Genomic DNA, 19,218 nt, shown 5'->3' with positions numbered 1-19,218 from the left:
AAAGACCATTCTCTTCATATATGTGAAGGGTTTGGTCTTTGCAGGTTCATTATTCCCGTTCTTTTCTTTTCGAATAATTTTGTATCGCATCGTTCAATAGGGCATAGTTGAAATCCGGCCAGCTTTTATCCGTAAACCATAATTCAGCATACGCTGCCTGCCATAGTAGGAAGTTGCTCAGCCTCTTTTCACCGCTTGTCCGAATGATTAAATCAACCGGCGGATAATCGGAGGTAGCGATCGTTTTCTCAAATTGTTCATCGAAAGTGAGCGGGTCTGCTCCGCTTGCGATGAGCTTTTTTGCAGCTTGCAGGATTTCAGTTCTCCCCCCGTAATTAAGAGCCATATTTAGAAGCATGCCAGTGTTGTTCTTCGTTATTTCACAGGTTCGTTGAATGACATCCACCGTATGAGCGGGAAACGAGCTAATGTCGCCGATATAAGTTACTTTTACATTTTTTTTGTTTAGTTCTTCGATCGTTTGATTCTGAAAATATTTGATAGGCAGCTCCAATAAATAATCAACCTCGGCTTTGGGCCTTCTCCAGTTCTCCGTTGAAAATGCATATAAGGTCAAGCAGCTAAGCTTTAGCGAAATCGATCTTTTTATGATTTTCTGCATCGTTTTCATCCCGTAAAAGTGTCCAACGTTTCGTGGCAGCCCTTTGCGAGTTGCCCATCTCCCGTTGCCGTCCATAATGATCGCGATATGTTTTGGAAAATATTTGTAACGATCCTGCTTGAAAAATAAATGTGACCACAGCATGACTTTCCTCCTCAAGCAAGTTAACATTCTATTTTTATCTAGATACGACCCACAATATCAAGGTTGCTGCCGGTACGAGCAATAATTGTGCCAGTACGGTGCCCATCACACGGGACAACATAAGCAGACCGAATACTTTAGTTAACGCAGCGCTTTTTTTCTCTCCCTTTAGCACTTTATCCGTCAATAAGCCGATTTCAGGATCAATAAGAAGTGCCAGCAGTATCGTTGCTACCCCATTAATTAGCCCTGATGATTGAGATGCGGAAATCGCATGCTCGGTCGTCATAGAAGAAGCGAGTAAAGCAGCAAGCACGCCAATGGTATAGACCGCGGTTACGATAATGTTGAGTAAAAACAATCGTTTCGGTATACCGCCAATTCTTAATCGCGCCAGCATTCCCAGCTTTGGCAGACGGATGTGTGAACGCGAGTTTTTAAGTTTCTCTATAGATACTGTCGTTTTCAGCAAGCCTGGGATAGAGCCTGCTACCTCCAAATGGGCAATGACTCGTCTAGCCAGCATGACCGCGGTTGGAAATGCTAGCATCGCTGCAATTGTTCCTAGAGATGCGCTTAAGATTATGATTCGAAATTGCTCAATCAGTGAATACTCCATGGAAGTTTTAGCAGAATCGATGAGCTTTCCCATAAGGGGTGCTTGCACCATGTTGGCTGTTCGCGATACGAGCAGGATAATGCCAGTTAGTGATATAGCGACTGCTATTTTTCCCATACGTACGCCAGCTAATCGAAGAGAATATGTAATCGTTTCTGCAAAATGAATAATAAACGTAAAGCTGCTAACTAGAATAATCTGCTCAAGCATGGCAGCACCTCTTTCCCTTATGGAGGTAAGATTCTACTATCATTAAATAGGAAATACCGAAATTAAAAAATAGAAAGTAAATAAGCAAGTTTTTCTTATTTTATGTTCGAAGGAGCATTCTCATCTCTCATCTAGCAAAATATTAGTTGTGAAAATGGTAAACGCAGACTCTATCGGCTTGTAAGCAATGCTTGCAAAAAGAGAGCGCTTTATTGACAAAATACATATAATCGAATAAGATTCACCTATCTGAAAGGTAAAAAGGATGATAGAAATGATTCAGAAAGTTAAGAAGCAAAATGTCCATGAGTTGGTCTCAGAAGAGATTCAAAAATACATCGAGGTTAAAGGCTTGCAGGAGGGAGACAAGCTTCCATCAGCTGAAGAACTGACAAAATTATTAGGTGTAGGACGTTCCTCTTTGCGCGAAGCACTGAGGTATCTTGAAGCTATCGATATTGTTAAAGTGGTGAATGGAAAAGGTATATTTGTTAATGATTCTGAGTCCTATCGCTATAGCGGAAAGGTGAAAATTGAGAATGAGAAGAAGTTTCTTCTTCATATTCTTGACGTGCGCAGAGCTTTGGAAGGAAAGGCTGTAGAGCTTGCTGCTATACGGATTAGCAACGAAAAAATCGAGAAGATGAGACAATGTTTAGAAGAGTATGATGTGTGCAAAAACAGAGGTCTGGATACATCGGCAATTGACTATAAGTTTCACCAGCATATTTATGATGCTGCCGCTAATCCGCTGCTTCACAGCGTCTATGAATCTATCTCTGAATTAATCAAACGTTTCTTTGCTGGCCCGTTCGGCGTTAAGGAATTATTTGATAATACTTATCCGTTCCATCGTACGTTATTTGACGGTATTGCCAAACATGATGTACAGCATGCATTAGCTGAATTTAACAAAATGATGGATATTATCGAGGAAACGATACGTCATTATTAATTAAAATTTGTTATTGACAAGATGAAAGTGCTTACATTATATTTAACCTATCATACAGGTAGATAGTATGACACTATGTCTCTAGGGGGATTCATATGTTTGGTAAACCAATGAAAACATGGATGTTATCCGCTTTGACGGCTGTAATGGTTTTTACTCTCACTACAGCTTGCAGTTCTTCAAATGATGGGAAAAAGCCTGACAGCGGAAGTAAAGAGAAAGTAATTACGCTTCGCATGATTGAAAGCTTGACCAGCCCGAGTCGTACAGCATTGATTAAAGCAAGCATCGACAAATTCATGGCCCAGAACACGAACATCAAGGTTGAATTGATTTCTCCACCGTTTGATCAGGCTGATAACAAAATCAGAACGATGTTGGCCGCCAAACAACCGCTAGACGTTTTGGAAGTACGCGATCTTAACGTTGCGGAATTCGTAAATAACAACTACGTAGAGCCATTGAACGATTACACAGGCTCATGGAGCGACTTTGGCACTGTAACGGCTGTTGCTAAATCCGTTGCTTCCGTCAAGGATAAGCTCTACTTCATACCAAACGGATTGTATCAGCGCCAATTGTTTTATCGTGCAGATTGGTTGAAGGAAGCGGGAATCAATGCTCCGGTTACCTACGAAGAGTTAGTTAATGCATCTGTTAAGCTGACGGACGCTGCGAAAAACCGTTACGGCTTCTCATTCCGTGGCGGTCCTGGTGCCAACGGTGTTCCGGATACATTGATTCAAGCGTACGACGCAGACAAGATCAATGTTGATGATGCGATGTTCCTGAAAGATGGCGGAACAATCTACTCTTCTCCAGAAGCCAAAACGGCACTAGATCTATATGTGAAGCTGTACAAAGAAGGATCACCTCCGGATTCCATTAACTGGGGCTTCCAAGAGCAGGTACAGGCATTTACTTCTGGTGTAACTGCATTCCTTTTGCAAGATCCAGACGTTATTCAAGTATTGAGCGAGAACATGCAAGAAGGAACTTGGGCAACGGCTCCAATGCCTACTGGTCCTTCAGGCAAAGCGATGATTTCTGCAGGTGGAGCAGGCTGGGGTATCACTTCCCACTCAGAGAACAAGGAAGCTGCTTGGAAATTAATTACGTTCCTATCCTCTCCTGAGGAGAATACACAGCTATCCAAAAGTCATGGTACTGTACCGATCCACTCTTCGGCTACAGAGGATGAGTTTTTCCAAAAAGGACCTTACAAAACTTTGCTTGATATGACGAACAAACCAGATACGTTCATCAATTTCAAACCGCCATTCGAATATCCAGCTAATGGACAATGGGGTACCGTCGCTATGGAAAGTGGTCAGGCGATGCTGCTAGGTCAAACTTCAGTTGAGGATACGTTAACGAAGTGGAATGAATATTGGGCGAAAGCGAAAGCGGACATGAAAAAATAATCTGAAAAATAGTGATGGGTGGCTCAGCAGCCGCCCATCGCATTTTCTAAGTCAAGGGCGGTGATTGCATTGAGAAAGCAGCGAACGTATATTTTGCTCAGCTTGCTACCAGCTTTGGTGTTGCTGCTCATATTTACGTTTTATCCATTCCTGCAAGGGGTAGTCATGGCGTTTCAGAACTACGTTCTGTTCGATCTGACAAACGTTCGATTCATCGGATTCCAGAACTTTGTAACCGCATTCCAAGATGCTAAGTTTCTGAAAGCAATGACGAATAGCGCATACTGGGTGTTTTTCTCCTTAACGTTTCAATTTTTGATTGGCCTCTCACTTGCACTGATTTTGCGTAAACCGTTTAAAGGCAGAGGGGTATATCAAGGGTTTATCTTTTACTCTTGGGCTTTGTCTGGTTTCTTAATCGGCTTGATTTGGAAATGGATGTTCAACTCCCAAATGGGCGTTATTAATGATCTTTTAATGCGCATCGGCCTTATTGATACTAGAATCGGTTTTCTCTCTGATCCAGATTGGGCAATGTCATCGGTCATTATCGCCAATGTATGGTACGGCATCGCGTTTTTTGCAATCATGCTGCTTGCGGCTCTTCAATCGGTGCCAGCTGATTTGTATGAGGCAGCGGATATGGATGGAGCGGGGAGCATTCGCAAGTTTGTTAATGTCACCTTTCCTTTTATTCTTCCTACGATTATCGCAACGACTTTGCTCAGAGCGATATGGATATTCAATGATCCAACGATTATTTACGGTTTGACTAACGGCGGTCCTGCGGGAACAACCCATATTTTATCCTCATTAATGCTGGATAAAATTATTTACGGCGGGGACTACGGGATGGCATCGGCAATTGGTGTTACGATGATCGGCATTCTAATCTTGTACACGATTTTCTATTTGTTTGTGACCAAGTCAGAAAAGGTGGGTGATTTTTAAGATGAAGCCACGCATACTGACAGGTCTGAAGGTGCTGTATCTAGCGTTGCATTTTGTAATCATGGTATTTCCTTTATACTGGATCGTCATTACTTCACTTAAGCCTCAAAAGGATATATTCTCTTTCCCGCTTCAATATTGGCCAAAGCAATTCACGCTGGATAACTACATCCAGATTTTTAAAATATCGAAATTCCATATTTACATCTTCAACAGCTTATTGGTAGCCGTCCTTGCTGCCGCGATCGTTATTTTTATTGCGACTCTAAGCGCATATGTCATGGCCCGCTTTCAGTTTAGAGGGCATAAACAGATTATGATGGCGTTTTTCGTTACGCAAATGCTTCCGGGATTTATTGCACTAGCTCCATTGTACTTATTGATGGCGGACTTGGATTTGATTAATTCAAGGATGTCATTAATTATCTGCTACACGGTTATGCTTATTCCATTCTCAACTATTATGCTTCGAGGCTTTTTCCAACGCGTTCCGAGCAGCTTAGAGGAGGCAGCCATGATTGATGGTTGTTCGCGTCTGACGGCGTTGTTAAGAGTGATCATTCCGGTTATGTTGCCGGGCATTGCTTCAACCTTCATCTTTGCATTTGTACAAAACTGGAATGAGCTGTTTATGGCTRTCATGTTTATCGATGACGAGGCATTGAAGACGTTGCCGGTAGCTATGAACTCCTTCGTTATGAAATTTGATGTCGATTGGGGTGCAATGTCGGCTGGAACGGTACTCTCGGTCATTCCTACCGTCGTATTGTTCGCTTTTGCCCAGCGTTTCATCGTAGAGGGATTAACACAGGGAGCAGAAAAAGGATAATAAATTCATGGAATGGATAGAGGGAAACGACATGATGGAGAGAAAAGAAATGGATAATCAACTGCATACAAAAGTCTCTCACGATCAGGTAGATAAACAACATTACGGTGCGGTAACCATACCGATCTATCAAAATAGCTTATTTACTTTCGAGAATCATGAAACCTTCGATCATGCGATGCAGGATGTATTAGCTGCCAACGTATATTCCCGCGGCAACAATCCAACGGTAAAATATTTGGAAAGCAAAATCGCCGAATTGGAGGGCGGTGAGCAGTCGCGCTGCTTCGCATCGGGCATGGCTGCAATTGCAGGAACGCTGCATGCGCTGCTTCGTTCAGGCGATCATGTCATCTGTGTTGATCAGGCTTACGGGCCAACACGAGAGTTTCTAAACGAAATGACAGAGAGATATCAGGTTGAAGTCACTTATGTAGATGGCAGTTTGCTCTCCGATTTCGAGGATGCAGTACAGCCAAATACAAAAATTATATACGTGGAGAGCCCTACATCAGGCCTTTTTCAGCTGCAGGATCTTGAAGGAATAGCTGAGCTGGCGAAAAAAACAGGGATCATTACAATGATAGATGGCAGCTGGGCAACACCTTGCTTCCAAAGGCCGTTGACTATGGGCATCGATCTCGTGCTGCATTCGATGACTAAGTTTTTTTCAGGACATAGTGATTGTCTGGGCGGAGTTGTAACTGGAAGTGCTGCGCTAATTAGTAAAATTGAGAACAAAGGGTATATGCTGCTAGGAGGAATCATGACCGCTCATACAGCGTCGTTAATGATTCGTGGTTTACGTACGCTTCCGCTTCGTATGGAGCGCCATCAGAAGAGCGGCATGATCATCGCGGAGTATTTGGAGAAACACCCTATGGTCAATCGTGTGAACCATCCAGGTCTTCGTTCACATCCTCAGCATGAATTGGCACAGAAGCAACTGGACGGATACAGTAGCTTGTTTTCTTTCGAAAGCAAGCTTCCCGTTGCTGTCATGAAGCAGTGGGCTGATGCGCTGCATTATTTCCGAATTGCAGTCAGCTGGGGCGGTTATGAGAGTCTCGTTACGGTCAATACAACGCCTGAGCGTAGAAACCCGGACGGAACAAACCCATCAGTAGCCAGATTGTACATCGGAATGGAAGATCCGTATACGCTAATCGATGATATGGAGAGAGCGTGGAAGCTAGTAAAAGCTTACTAGGGCAAATAGTGACTCATCGGGAATGATAGCTGCTATTTCACCGTAGTTGCTATAGCGAGCAGCAGTATTATTTTTTGAAGTGCAGGTTGTCGGGGGACGCTTGGCGGATTGCTAGCTTGGGAGCTTTAGAATCCTCGTTCCTTGCGGAGCTTATCGAGCGTATTTGGAGCAACTTGCGGATATTGGGATAGGAAACGAAGGCTGCTGAGAACCATTGAAGGATACGATTGCTTTAGTGGATTGAACTTTCTCGACCTGGTGCTCGAGCACTTTTTTAACGATTTTCGGACATCCTTTGAAAATTATGCTAATATCATGCCAACATCTTCAAGGCCACTTCTTCGGAAGTGGTCTTTTTGTATTAGTAGAGCGTAGCAAGGGGGAGCAGTCTCGAGTTTTCGAGTTTTTGAGGTTTTGAGCAGTGCTAACGGACATCAGTTCCGCTAAATTACGGTTTAAGGGTGTTTTGAGATTTTAACGGACATGAGGTCCGTTATTTGCGATAAAACCCCCGAAATTACACAGATTCATAGCGAATAGCGGAACCTATGTCCATAAAACTCGCAAAATGGGCTAATATTCACAAATAGCGGAACCTATGTCCGTAAGACGAGCAAAATGAGGCGAAGTGTTCAAAGAGCGGAATCCATTTCCGAATGACGAGCTAAATGAATTGAAGTGTTCGAAAAGCGGGAACTATATCCGAAAGTTGAGCAATATGAGCTGAAGTGTTCAAATAGTGCGATGAAAATAAAGTTTTAGAAGGGAGTCGTGGATTTAATACGGTTTTTGAATGGATGAATCATCAGCTTTTGAAAAATAATTTTAGACTGATGCTATAAAAGAAACAGCGGCGGACCAAGACTAGAGAAACAAAGTTTTCGACTGCCGCTGTAGTCATTCAACTAATGTGTCCCATTAGCGTAATTCCCATAAGCCCTTTGATATTACGGCTCGAACCCCGTTGTTGCACAGATTCGTTGAAGTTCCTCGATTGGAAATGGCGTTGTTCTGCTCTCTGAAACGAGATTCATATAGAAATCATTCATCACCATGGCTATTGGAGCATACCTCCTGATAATCGCCGCTGCTGAATCCATTACCTCTCTCGGCATCTCGCCCTCAGCATATCGGCGTATGAATTCTATAATTTCTATATGATTCGCCGCACCGCCTAAAATTCTTGCAATCCAGTTTACTAGCTCTGTTACCACAAAATACCCATCATGAGCCTTGTTCAATTTGAGAAACTCGGATTCGCTGTCGGACAGTTCAAACCGAAAAGATGTTGCAAGACCGAAATCCGCAATATAAATACGGTATCCGTCGGTTAAAATGTTCCTAAAGTGAACATCGAAATGTAATAACCCATTCGCAATCATAAATGAGACAGCAGATCGCAGGTTGAGATCCACCATGGCAAACGCTGAGGTAGTTGTATCCTCACCAATATTGACCTGTTCGATAAGCCAGTCATGAAGGTTATAGGGGATGTACTCACAAAATAGTACAACACTGTCCACGGATTGCTCAATGGCCTCGAGACGACATTGCACTGCCTCAGATCCCCAAAACTCAACCATACGGGAAACATCAATTGGCGAAGATCGCTTTAAACCAGGTAACAACCGCCAGTGATACATTAATGGAAAGCTCTCACACTGTTTCGCTAGCACCCAATTGGTGGACATGGCATGGGCGGCTACCTCACGCCACACGCCACTACCTGATGAACCTAAGCCATAGTGGAAAAACGAAGGAAGCTCGAACACGTTTCTAGTGGACATGATATTCTCTTTGCGTCTTTCTAGTTCCGTAATCGGTATAATTTTTACGAATATGGATGTGTCTTCAAGTTGCAACAGCGCCGTCGCACCACCTATGCCCGTACCAAGAACCTTAGCATCTTCCACTCGTTCTCGAAGCTGTTCATCGCTGAGCAACGATAAGGCAGTAGACACGTCTGCATAACGGGTAAGTCGAGTTTCGTGAGATACATAGAGTTCTTCTTGGGAAGTTTTCATAGATAGATCACTATCCTTTCTTTTCCTTCTTACACCATAAATTCCCGGCCACTAACCAATTATCCTGCATAACACGTTCCCATCGTAGCCGAAAATGCGTCTCCGGCACCAAGCCGTTTATAATCCGCTCGATCCGCAGTTCAATATTGGAAAGTTGCGCAAATCTCCCAGTTAGTCTAACACTATCGCCAGTCTACAACTATATTTTCCGAGTCTAATACTATATTTTTCGGTCTAATGGTTTATTTTCTTTTAACACAAAGAGCGGAATCTTTATCCTAAAGACGAGCAACATGAGAAGAAGTGTTCAGAGTATGGAATCTATGTCTGAATGCCGAACAAAATGAGGAGAGGTGTTCAATGTGCGGATCCTGTCTCTGTAAGCCAAGTAACATACGCGAATTGTTTATAGAACGGAATATTGTCGAAGATCGGCACCAATCTCTGTAAGACGAGCAATGTGAGATGAAGAGTTCAAAGAGTGGAAATGTGTCTGTAAGACAAATAACATACAGCGAAGTGTTTATCGTGCGGGATTTTGCATCGGAAGAACTTGAATAGAAGCGGCAATTTCGAGGTTGCAAGGTTTTGAGCAGTGCTATCGGACATGAGATCCGCTAAATAACAATTAAAGGGGGTTTTGAGATTTTAACGGACATGAGATCCGTTATTTGCGATAAAACCCCCGAAATTACACAGATTCATAGCGAATAGCGGAACCTATGTCCGTAAAACTCGCAAAATGGGCTAATATTCACAAATAGCGGAACCTATGTCCGTATGATAAGCGAAAATAGGTTAAATGATCGAAGATTATGATCAATGTCCATACGACGAGCATAATGAGCTAATATTCACAAATAGTGGAGCCTATGTCCGTAAAATAAGTAAAATGAGCAGATGCTAGCCTTTACGTCTTACATTCATCTGTCCAATCTTGGTAGGCAACCTTGCTCCAAGGCTAGTATTAGCCCTCGTAAACAACGATGAATGGACCTACCGTTGTAGAATCCGAAAAGGCTTGTAATACTCCATTGACAAGGACACCTATCACGCCGATCCCACTGACTCCACCAATTTCAGCGTTCCTATTGATTCCGCCGACCTGAGTGATCCTTCTTATCTCACCGACACCTCCGACCTCATCGATCCAATGCCCCCAGCAATCTTAGCATTCCTATTGATTCTGCAGCGATCCACTGACCCCACCGATCTCACCGAATCCATCTATCTCGCCGATCGCACGGACTCCATCGATTTCATTGATTCCACCAGCCGATTATATTGATCTTGATCTACGAATAGCTACTGACTAGGACTACACTGTAGCCTCTTCCGGTACAATCACCTGAATATGACGAGGCATACTGCTTATTTGGATGGGTAAGGAGGGCCCTTCTTCACCATCAACGTTAGTCCTTACTGATTCAGGCGAGCTTATACTTACATTTTTGGCTGTAAAATAAACCACGTCTTTATGATTTTTGAAATTGCCGAACAGCAATGACAGGCTGGCTGTAATTGTATTGAATATAGTCAAATCCTTGATAATAAAACAGTGAAGCAGACCATCGTCAACAGCCGCGTCGGGTGCCAACCTCTCAAATCCGCCTACTGAATTGGTTAACGCAGCGAGAAAGAGTGGAGATTCTCCTTCCCATGTTTCTCCATCATATTGAATGCAAAGAGGATGAGTCGGCTGGTTCATAAGCTCTTTGATCCCTTCTTTTACGTAGGCTAAAGCGCCGAGCCGGGATTTATCGTCTGACGTAACGGAAGAGAGTGATTCAGCAAATGAGCCTACAGCAACGGTGTTGACGAACAATTGGTCATTTAATTGGCCCAAATCTGCTATTTTTACACGGGAAGAAGAGAGGGTCTGAATCGCTTTGTCGGGAAGAAGCGGTATTTGTAATGCGCGAGCAAAATCATTAACTGTTCCAAGAGGGACTACTCCAAGCCTCGGAAGATGTTCTTGATTGATAAGACCATTAATCGTTTCGTGAAGCGTGCCATCCCCTCCGATTGAAACGACCAAATCATAACTGTCCTCACACGCAGAAATACAAAACAGGGTTGCGTCCTGTTCTTTTGCCGTCTCCTTGACCGTAACCTCGTACCTTTGATCAGTCAAAAGGTCTTCCACGTTTCTGACATAGTTGAGTGCCTCTTCTTTACCAGAAGTGGGATTAATAATGATCATCGCTTTTTTCATAAATAGTATCCTCTCTATGGACATTTCTATTGAGTTCGTTCCTTAACACTTACTATTACCCCTCAAGGTTCGTCGTTAATCTGAAAGACTAGGAGAAAACGATGTAAACTTAATGGTTTGAATCCTTCAATAATTAACCTCCACCAACAGCTGTCAGTTAGCTACAGGAATGATTTGACAGTCAGAGGTTACTGTTGTAAACTCTAATCAGAGTCTACATATGTAACCTTTAGGAGTGGGATGATGAGCAGCTTAGTTTCAAAGATAACGGATTCAGAGCTTGAGGTTATGCGTGTATTATGGGAAGCCGGGACCGAGCTGCCTATATCTGAAATTAGAAAATGTCTTGAAAAATCAAGCAGCTGGGAAAGCTCTACAATAAAAACATTGCTTCGGAGATTGTGCGAGAAGGGTGTAGTCATTGCAACCAAGAAGGAAGTGTTCTATTACAAGCCACAAGTGAGCGAGCAAGAATATAACGAGCATGCGACACAAACGTTAATTGATCGTTTATATTCTGGAAGTGCAAAAAGTCTAGTTGCAACGCTATTAGGAGGCAATAAGCTAAATGAAGCAGACATTAAGGAGCTGCGTACCTTATTTAAGGTAGGTGACTGAATTGAATGACATCATGAAACTTATATTGTCGCTTTCGATATCAGGAAGCATCCTCTTCTTTTTATTGTTTTTAATGAAGCCAATAATCAAGTATAAATTTTCGAAGACGCTTCAGTATTACATCTGGATCGTGGTTCTCCTAAGATTGACGATTCCGTTTTCGTTTGATGGGAGTATCATGAATGATGTTTTTAACAAAAATCCATTTCTAACAGGTCCCATTTTACAAGGTGGGGAAGCTGCAAACTTTGATATAGAGATCGACCCAACTCATGCGATCACCCTACCTCAAGCTAATGATGCTCAAGCAGTAGAAAGTATCAGAGCTGATAATTCAGAAATTTTTGTGATTACAATAATTAAGCAATATGCCATTTACGTTTGGTTAATTGGGACAATACTATCACTCTTTATAAAATTAAGAGGCTATACTCGATTTCTAAAGTATATGAAAACAGCAAGCAAACCTGCATATGATTGGGAAAATAGGATGCTTGGCATGATGTTGAATGGACGGTATAAAGCGAAGCTTGTACGCAACTCCTACATCACCACTCCTATGCTTATAGGAATGATTAGGCCAATAATCATCTTACCGGATACCCACTTCACTGAGGTTCAGCTCAAAAATATTTTGATTCACGAAATCACACATCTGAAACGGTTTGATATTGTTGTAAAATGGTTTTCCATGCTCGTTACTTCTCTGCATTGGTTTAACCCCGTAGTTTATTTTGTAGAAAAAGAGATTAACCGTCTTTGTGAGCTGTCTTGCGATGAAGTGGTTATTCGTAAATTCACCTCATCAGAGAAGCAGGAATACGGTGAAACCTTAATTGCGGTAGCCTCAAATGAACAATACCCCGTTGGAGGATTACAGGCTACTTTTAGCGATGAGAAGACGATTTTAAGAGAAAGGCTGGTGGCTATTATGCGACCTAGCAAAAGATCGACATTCATAATATTATCCTCATTCGTATTAGCTGCAGTCGTCATTTTTAGTGCAATTGCACTTGGGGCTAGTGTGGGAGCAAGCAATTCCAATGTAAGAAGCAGCATCAGTCCAGTTGAACCACCCGCAATTGTCATCTCACATGAGAGAAATACTGATCCCATCGAAAATTATACAATTCTAAAATCAAGTTGGAATGGGGTTAAGTATGATCGAATGTCCTTTTACCAAGCAGCTTGGCATAGTGAGCCTACTCTTCTAACAGGTCTGCGTCGTTTAAAGCCAGGTGAGAAATTGAAAGTCGATTTTGGAGAAAATACACCAGATAAAGTTACAGTGAAAATGGCTTTTTTGACTGAAAGCTTTGAGCAATCGTTATTGCCGATTGAAGAAGTTGCCGTAAACCATGTTAATGGAAAGTATGCATTCATTAATCCACCAACAGCTGTGAGCGACATTCCGACAACTGGCCGAGTTTATAGCATCACAGCCACTTGGGGGCAAAATAGCTGCGAATATGTTTTTGCTTCGGATGGAAAGTTTGATTACGAGCAGTTTCCCGAATAAATAGATGGTTTATTACGATTAAGAGTCGCCCAAGCAGCATGCGGGCGGCTCTTTTTTTTGTGAAAACTAGCGAGGTTCACTCTGCGTTCACAAGCTTATGATATGCTCTCACAAGCAAGTCGAGAGTAGGTTGTCAAAAAAAATACGCAGAATGTTGGAGGCTTATCATGTTATCGATTATGAAGAAAATAGGTTACAAAATAATGTTAGTCACTTTACTGGTTGCTGTTGCGGGAGTGAGCTTATTCGGAGCACAAGCGCCGGTATCGGCAGCGCAGTCCACACCCGTAAAGTCTGAGGGAGAAGCCAACTCTCTAAACGATGTCGCTGGGCTAACGGCGTTCATTGATGGTATTATGAAAGTGCATATGGACAATTTCAAGTTTCCAGGTGCGGTTATTTCAATCGTCAAGGATGGGGAAATCCTGCTCGCTAAGGGGTATGGTTACTCTAACCTCGAGAAGAACCAGCTGGCGAACCCAGAGACAGATCTATTTCGAATCGCTTCAACAACGAAGCTGTTTACTTGGACCGCTGTGATGCAGCTTGTTGAGCAAGGCAAGATCGATCTGGACACAGACGTCAATAACTATTTGAAAACGGTGAAAATACCGAAAACCTATTCAGAGCCGATTACGATGCGTCATCTAATGACCCATACCGCTGGCTTTGAAGAAGGCGGAGTCGGCTATCAAATTACTACAGATCCTAAAAAGCTGCCGGTATCGATTTCGGAAACGCTTGCCAAGCATATGCCAGCACGAGTAAGACCTCCGGGCGAGATGTCGTCTTATTCCAACTATGGCGCCGCGCTAGCAGGATTAATCGTCGAGGAAGTTAGCGGGACAGCGTACAATGATTATATACRGAAATATATTTTTGATCCGCTCGATATGAAATACGCTACGGTTCAAGAGCCTATTCCTGCTGCATTAGAAGCTTTTTCTGTACCGGGTTATGCTAAGGAAAACGGCGTATTCGAAGCTCAGCCGCCAACATTTGAGGGGGGATTTCGGCCCGCGGGATCAGCTGCAGTATCTGCAATTGACATGGCTCATTTCATGATTGCTCATCTTCAAAATGGACGTTATGGTGAAAAGCAACTTTTGAAGCCAGAAACTGCCCTATTGATGCATGCACCAGCTTTCCAGTTTCATAAGGATTTACCAGCAATGGATCTTGGTTTCTATGAGCTGTACATGAACGGGCGGAAGGTTATTTCCCACGGTGGAGCAGATATGCAGTTTAATACGGAGCTATATCTTGTTCCAGATAAACAGATTGGCATTTTTGTTTCCTACAATGGCGGTGACGGCGCATTAGCTGCGGATGGGCTCGCAAAAGCCTTTTTAGACCGCTATTTCCCAGTCGAGGAAGCCAGCCTGCCTCCAGTATCCGCTGTACTTAATGATGCTGTACAAAAATATGCGGGCTCCTATCAATTTACTCGTCGCAATCATACCGATATTGATAAGTTTTACAGTTTTATGTCCAAGATCAGTGTAGCAGCTTCCGGTAATCGTTTATTCATTGGGAGTGGTGCCGAACAGCAAGTATTTGAACCTATTGGACCTGATGTATTTCAACAAGTAGGCGGAGAGGGACGGATTGGATTCCGCACCGACGAATCAGGAAAAGTCACGCATTTGCTTCTTGATTTCTTACCTGCGATGCCGCTTGAACGCGCGTCGCTGCTGGATCAAACATCGTTCTGGTTTCCATTGCTTGGCATCTCAGTCTTTCTATTTATTACGGTGATACTGGGCTTCCTAAATCGCAGACGTGAAATCAGCGCGATGCCGAAAGAGCAGAAGTGGGCACATCGGCTGTCTGCAGCCACCGCCGTCTGGGCACTATCAACCGTTGTTGCGACGCTTGTTATCGTGATGAATATGGATTTGCTCACTCGACTTAGCCGCATTACACAGTCGTTGAATCTTTATTTGTTTATGCCTATTCTACTCGTTGGATTTACTTTGGCAATGATCGTTTTGAGTGTGCTTGCTTGGAAAAACAAATATTGGACGGTACTAAAACGCGTGCATTACTCTCTTATTATGCTATCGGCAGTAGCACTCAGTTTGTTTTTCTATCATTGGAACTTGCTTGGATGGCATTTTGGTTGAAACAGCAATCCACCCATATGGGAAGTGCATGTTAAAGAGGGGAGACGTACATCTTAATGGCCAAAATTCTGATCGCGGATGACGATGCACATATTCGCGAATTGATGTCTTTATTTTTGAAAAACGAAGGTTTCGAAATTTTAGAGGCAAAAGACGGTGCGGAGGCGCAAGAAATTTGGGAAAACAATCAAATTGATATGGTTATCCTCGATATTATGATGCCTCACGTAGACGGATGGGAATTATGCAGGGAGATTAGACGCATTGATTCCAATATTCCTCTCCTGATGGTCACAGCCAAGGGAGAGTCTGTGCAAAAAGTGAAGGGATTTCAGCTTGGAACGGACGATTATTTAACGAAGCCGTTTGACCCAATGGAGCTTGTGATGAGAGTAAAAGCGCTGCTGAAGCGTTATATGATCGTGTCTTCACAAACGATACAGCTTGGCGGTGTTACCCTCAATCGCCGCAACTATCAAGTGATTCGAGGAGATGAAACGCTAACTCTTCCATTGAAGGAGTTTGAGCTGCTGTTTAAAATGGCGAACCATCCTGGGCAAATTTTTACGAGGGAACAGCTGATCACTCAGATCTGGGGTAAAAATTATGAAGGTGACGACCGAACCGTCGATGTTCATATTAAACGGCTAAGGGAAAGATTTGCTGGCGATGCACAACATTTTCAGATTGAAACAGCCCGTAGTCTGGGGTATCGGCTTGTCATTACATGATTAATACGTTATATGTCCGCATCATTTGCACGTTTCTGGCCGTCATCATATTCAGCTTGTTGACTTCATTTTTTATAGGCTTTTTTATATTCAAGAAAGAAATAAACCATGTCGGTCAGAACGACATGCTTGCAGCAGGAGAGGAAATGATTACTCTCTATGAACAAACAAAGCCGGATGATCTGAGTGTTTTCCTAACAAGAATGGTAAAGGTGTCCGCTTATCCAATCCACATGTATGATGCATCCGGAAATGTTACGATCTATGCATTAAACAATACGAGTAATGTGAAAATTGCGCCGGAAGCTGTTCAGCAGGTGCTTCGAGGGCAATATTATCGCTCACCTGGTAAGGAAGGTCAAACATTCGTTGGTATTCCTTTTCCCATCGATGGGAAGATACAGGCCATGTTTATGCAGTTTTCAGCGCAAAATGAAAATATTATAAATCGAATGATGCTGATCATACTGCTTCTTGGCTTATTTATTGGGAGCCTATGCATTCTCATTGCGGCTCGTTATTTGGTGAAACCGATTCAAGCGATGACACAAGCGACCAAGAGGCTTGCCAAGGGAGATTTCGATGTGGAAATCAAACTGAAAAGCGCGGATGAAATAGGAGTCTTAAGCCATAGCTTTAATGAAATGGCTAGTGAACTGAAACAGCTGGAGCAGATGCGGCAGGATTTTGTATCGAATGTATCACACGAAATTCAAACTCCGCTAACGTCAATATCGGGTTTTGCAATGGCGATGAAGAATAACAGCTTGGTAGCAGAAAATAATCGTAATTATTATTTGGATATTATTATTATGGAGAGCGGGCGGCTATCGAGGCTTAGCGATAATTTGCTGAGGCTTGCCTCGCTTGATTCCGATCAGCATCCATTCGAGCCGATGACGTATAATCTCGACGAGCAAATTAGGCAAATCGTCGTTACTTGCGAGCCTCAATGGTCGGCCAAAGACATTCGTATCGAATTAGAATGGGCGAACACGATCAAGATTACAGCAGATCAGGATCAGTTGAACCAAGTATGGATGAATTTACTCGGCAACAGCATCAAATTCACACCTGAAGGTGGACTTATCGAAATTTCTATAACTCAATCCGGTACCGAAGTGCTATTCACAATAACCGATTCAGGTATTGGCATTGCGGCGGATAAGCTTGAACATGTGTTTGAGCGGTTTTACAAGTCGGACCAATCACGCAACCGCAATATTAGCGGTAATGGTTTGGGGCTTGCGATCGCCAAAAAAATTGTTACTCTTCATTATGGAACGATCGAAATGAAAAGTAGGCTAGGCGAAGGTACGACAGTAATGGTATGTTTACCCATTCAATAATAATAATTGGAGTGATCGGTCAAATGACCGATCATTTTTTTTTTTTTAGCATAATGTAGAACCCAATTTGAAACTAAAAAACGATTTTTCAAAAAAAAGTAAAAACAATATGTGACCAATCTACGTTCTTAATTGTGTTAATGGGTAAAGGAGGTCATATTACAATGCCAAGCAGTTCGCTCCGGCCGGGCGTGGATTTTGGGGAAACCTATCTTTTATACGGCAAAATGCTTTACCGAATCGCAATGATTCACCTCGGAAACAAAGAGGACGCAGAAGAAGCCATGCAGGAAACATTTGCGAAATTGTTGTATAAATCACCTGAATTCAATGATCAGAATCATAAAAAGGCATGGCTCATAAGAGTCATCACGAATCAGTGCAAAAATATGTTAGGCAGCTTATGGCGAAGACGTGTAGTGAAGATGGAAGAAATGAATGATTTTTTTGAATCGGAAACGGATCGTACCGTTATGGATCATGTCATGGCATTGCCGTTTAAATTCAAAGCGGTTATTCACCTTTATTATTATGAGGATTACTCGGTCAACCAAATTTCAGACATTTTGCAAATTAGTGAGTCTGCAGTAAAGATGCGTTTGCAACGGGGAAGGCAGCGGTTAAAGCTGGAATTGGAAGGAGAACGATAATATGAATCACAAGGCGTACAAGCATGTTATGGATCAAATAGAGCCGGAGGCAGATTTACAGAATAGAATTGCTCAACAGCTGCTTCGTCAGAAACCAGCTAGTCCATTTCGAATCAAACGATTTCAATATATTGTGGGTAGTTTACTGTTGGTCGTTATCCTTGGATGGATAAGTGCAGATAGGTGGATGAGTGATAATAAACTTCTTATTGATATAACGGAGCCCATTGTACAAAGAGATCCAGTTGAACCTATAAACGACCCGAATGCAATTACGATTCCGAAAATAAAGCTTCCAGATCAATCAAATGCCATGGCTGATATGATCGGTCTAATCGTCTATAAAGGCAATATTTATACACAAACGCAAACTCGCATCTCTGCGGAAAATGCGAAGGAGCTGCGCGGCGAAAAGCTTGGACGTACAAAATCTGGTATTGACGAGTGGAGCAAGCAAACAGATTATGTTGAACTAGCTTCAACGATTGGCGTTGCTGACATTTATTCCGTGAACGGATATGATAGTGATTTTAGAATTATGTCCTACCAAGAGCATGAGGGACAGATCTATGCTGAATTGTATGAACATCTAAATGGCATTACGATTGCGAATGGCGAAGATTTAATAGGAAAAACGAAAGTAAAGGATCATATGGAATCAGTAAGATGGCAGGATTATAATAGCTGGAATTATAGCAAGCCGCAATTTAATAAGTTCCCAATTGATCAAACGCTTCATGTGTTCATGACAGCATTATATGATGCTAAACCTATTGATGGGGATAAGCTCTACAAGGAAGGCATATACAACGAAGGTGCACAAAATCAGAAGGTTTTGTTCTTTAAGCTGGAGGATCAGACGGAAGTGCAGATGTGGTTGTTTAAAGGAAACTATGTGAAATATTCAAATGCACCTGTCTTTTTTCAGTTAGAGCCGGCAGCTTTCTCAGCGCTATGGGATCGTTTGCAATAAGGCAGCAAGTTTTTTGGTAATAAAATATCGACAATAAAGGTTGACCTTT

At 42.5% G+C, this 19,218-nt stretch carries 16 protein-coding genes; 12 read left to right on the top strand and 4 right to left on the bottom strand.

The window, feature by feature from the left end:
• Nucleotides 1-49 precede the first annotated feature (49 nt).
• Both uppS and AC1DPK_RS26525 read right to left on the bottom strand, forming a co-directional pair.
• Entirely contained in the window at nt 50-766 is a 717-nt protein-coding gene (uppS, locus tag AC1DPK_RS26530) for a polyprenyl diphosphate synthase (RefSeq protein ID WP_441882851.1), read from the bottom strand.
• 34 nt (nt 767-800) lie between these two features.
• Nucleotides 801-1,595: a lipid II flippase Amj family protein gene (locus AC1DPK_RS26525; protein WP_441882853.1), complete on the bottom strand. Its 795-nt coding sequence runs from the start codon at nt 1,593-1,595 to the stop codon at nt 801-803.
• Between the two features lie 274 nt (nt 1,596-1,869).
• Here AC1DPK_RS26525 and AC1DPK_RS26520 point away from each other — a divergent pair, with 274 nt between their 5' ends.
• From AC1DPK_RS26520 to AC1DPK_RS26500, 5 genes are all read left to right on the top strand, one after another.
• Nucleotides 1,870-2,550 carry a FadR/GntR family transcriptional regulator gene (locus tag AC1DPK_RS26520; protein WP_441882855.1) on the top strand — a complete coding sequence of 227 codons (681 nt, stop codon included), beginning with the start codon at nt 1,870-1,872 and terminating at the stop codon, nt 2,548-2,550.
• A 95-nt stretch (nt 2,551-2,645) separates the two neighbouring features.
• On the top strand, nt 2,646-3,974 hold the full coding sequence (locus AC1DPK_RS26515; protein ID WP_477512169.1) for an ABC transporter substrate-binding protein: 1,329 nt from the start codon (nt 2,646-2,648) through the stop codon (nt 3,972-3,974).
• Nucleotides 3,975-4,034: 60 nt separating this feature from the next.
• Complete coding sequence (locus AC1DPK_RS26510) at nt 4,035-4,925, top strand: carbohydrate ABC transporter permease (RefSeq protein WP_339209580.1); 891 nt, start codon at nt 4,035-4,037, stop codon at nt 4,923-4,925.
• Between the two features lies 1 nt (nt 4,926).
• A complete protein-coding gene (locus AC1DPK_RS26505) occupies nt 4,927-5,754 on the top strand; it encodes a carbohydrate ABC transporter permease (protein ID WP_477512168.1) in 828 nt (275 codons plus the stop codon).
• Nucleotides 5,755-5,761: 7 nt separating this feature from the next.
• The gene (locus AC1DPK_RS26500; RefSeq protein WP_477512167.1) at nt 5,762-6,964 is read left to right on the top strand and encodes a trans-sulfuration enzyme family protein; all 1,203 of its coding nucleotides are present in this window, start codon (nt 5,762-5,764) and stop codon (nt 6,962-6,964) included.
• Between the two features lie 947 nt (nt 6,965-7,911).
• Here the strand turns inward: AC1DPK_RS26500 and AC1DPK_RS26495 are convergent.
• Nucleotides 7,912-8,988: a protein kinase family protein gene (locus AC1DPK_RS26495; RefSeq protein ID WP_477512166.1), complete on the bottom strand. Its 1,077-nt coding sequence runs from the start codon at nt 8,986-8,988 to the stop codon at nt 7,912-7,914.
• Between the two features lie 1,318 nt (nt 8,989-10,306).
• Entirely contained in the window at nt 10,307-11,203 is an 897-nt protein-coding gene (locus AC1DPK_RS26490; protein ID WP_441882867.1) for a diacylglycerol/lipid kinase family protein, read from the bottom strand.
• Nucleotides 11,204-11,443: 240 nt separating this feature from the next.
• On the opposite strand from AC1DPK_RS26490, the gene AC1DPK_RS26485 reads away from it, so the two are divergent.
• The 7 genes from AC1DPK_RS26485 (at nt 11,444) to AC1DPK_RS26455 (ending at nt 19,169) form a co-directional block, all read left to right on the top strand.
• A complete protein-coding gene (locus AC1DPK_RS26485; RefSeq protein WP_339208637.1) occupies nt 11,444-11,821 on the top strand; it encodes a BlaI/MecI/CopY family transcriptional regulator in 378 nt (125 codons plus the stop codon).
• Nucleotides 11,822-11,834: 13 nt separating this feature from the next.
• Nucleotides 11,835-13,340: a M56 family metallopeptidase gene (locus AC1DPK_RS26480; RefSeq protein ID WP_477512173.1), complete on the top strand. Its 1,506-nt coding sequence runs from the start codon at nt 11,835-11,837 to the stop codon at nt 13,338-13,340.
• A 167-nt stretch (nt 13,341-13,507) separates the two neighbouring features.
• Nucleotides 13,508-15,466: a serine hydrolase domain-containing protein gene (locus tag AC1DPK_RS26475; protein WP_477512165.1), complete on the top strand. Its 1,959-nt coding sequence runs from the start codon at nt 13,508-13,510 to the stop codon at nt 15,464-15,466.
• Between the two features lie 56 nt (nt 15,467-15,522).
• Nucleotides 15,523-16,197: a response regulator transcription factor gene (locus AC1DPK_RS26470; RefSeq protein WP_441882871.1), complete on the top strand. Its 675-nt coding sequence runs from the start codon at nt 15,523-15,525 to the stop codon at nt 16,195-16,197.
• Nucleotides 16,194-17,546: an ATP-binding protein gene (locus AC1DPK_RS26465; RefSeq protein WP_477512164.1), complete on the top strand. Its 1,353-nt coding sequence runs from the start codon at nt 16,194-16,196 to the stop codon at nt 17,544-17,546. Before AC1DPK_RS26470 ends, AC1DPK_RS26465 begins: the two co-directional genes overlap by 4 nt.
• Before the next feature lie 164 nt (nt 17,547-17,710).
• Nucleotides 17,711-18,196 carry an RNA polymerase sigma factor gene (locus tag AC1DPK_RS26460; RefSeq protein ID WP_441882875.1) on the top strand — a complete coding sequence of 162 codons (486 nt, stop codon included), beginning with the start codon at nt 17,711-17,713 and terminating at the stop codon, nt 18,194-18,196.
• A gap of 1 nt (nt 18,197) precedes the next feature.
• The gene (locus AC1DPK_RS26455) at nt 18,198-19,169 is read left to right on the top strand and encodes a hypothetical protein (protein ID WP_477512163.1); all 972 of its coding nucleotides are present in this window, start codon (nt 18,198-18,200) and stop codon (nt 19,167-19,169) included.
• Nucleotides 19,170-19,218: the final 49 nt, after the last annotated feature.

It is taken from the genome of Paenibacillus sp. 01T424, assembly GCF_056398745.1.
Note: the sequence above shows the minus strand (reverse complement) of the source record. Positions and strands in the feature narration are given on the sequence as shown.

Bases quoted from the DNA above. Each gene is read 5' to 3' on its own strand.
- AC1DPK_RS26515 (WP_477512169.1), top strand. From the start codon at position 2,646: ATGTTTGGTAAACCAATGAAAACATGGATGTTATCCGCTTTGACGGCT.
- AC1DPK_RS26460 (WP_441882875.1), top strand. From the start codon at position 17,711: ATGCCAAGCAGTTCGCTCCGGCCGGGCGTGGATTTTGGGGAAACCTAT.
- AC1DPK_RS26495 (WP_477512166.1), bottom strand. From the start codon at position 8,988: ATGAAAACTTCCCAAGAAGAACTCTATGTATCTCACGAAACTCGACTT.
- uppS (WP_441882851.1), bottom strand. From the start codon at position 766: ATGCTGTGGTCACATTTATTTTTCAAGCAGGATCGTTACAAATATTTT.
- AC1DPK_RS26490 (WP_441882867.1), bottom strand. From the start codon at position 11,203: ATGAAAAAAGCGATGATCATTATTAATCCCACTTCTGGTAAAGAAGAG.
- AC1DPK_RS26470 (WP_441882871.1), top strand. From the start codon at position 15,523: ATGGCCAAAATTCTGATCGCGGATGACGATGCACATATTCGCGAATTG.
- AC1DPK_RS26500 (WP_477512167.1), top strand. From the start codon at position 5,762: ATGGAATGGATAGAGGGAAACGACATGATGGAGAGAAAAGAAATGGAT.
- AC1DPK_RS26455 (WP_477512163.1), top strand. From the start codon at position 18,198: ATGAATCACAAGGCGTACAAGCATGTTATGGATCAAATAGAGCCGGAG.
- AC1DPK_RS26480 (WP_477512173.1), top strand. From the start codon at position 11,835: ATGAAACTTATATTGTCGCTTTCGATATCAGGAAGCATCCTCTTCTTT.
- AC1DPK_RS26525 (WP_441882853.1), bottom strand. From the start codon at position 1,595: ATGCTTGAGCAGATTATTCTAGTTAGCAGCTTTACGTTTATTATTCAT.
- AC1DPK_RS26485 (WP_339208637.1), top strand. From the start codon at position 11,444: ATGATGAGCAGCTTAGTTTCAAAGATAACGGATTCAGAGCTTGAGGTT.
- AC1DPK_RS26465 (WP_477512164.1), top strand. From the start codon at position 16,194: ATGATTAATACGTTATATGTCCGCATCATTTGCACGTTTCTGGCCGTC.
- AC1DPK_RS26520 (WP_441882855.1), top strand. From the start codon at position 1,870: ATGATTCAGAAAGTTAAGAAGCAAAATGTCCATGAGTTGGTCTCAGAA.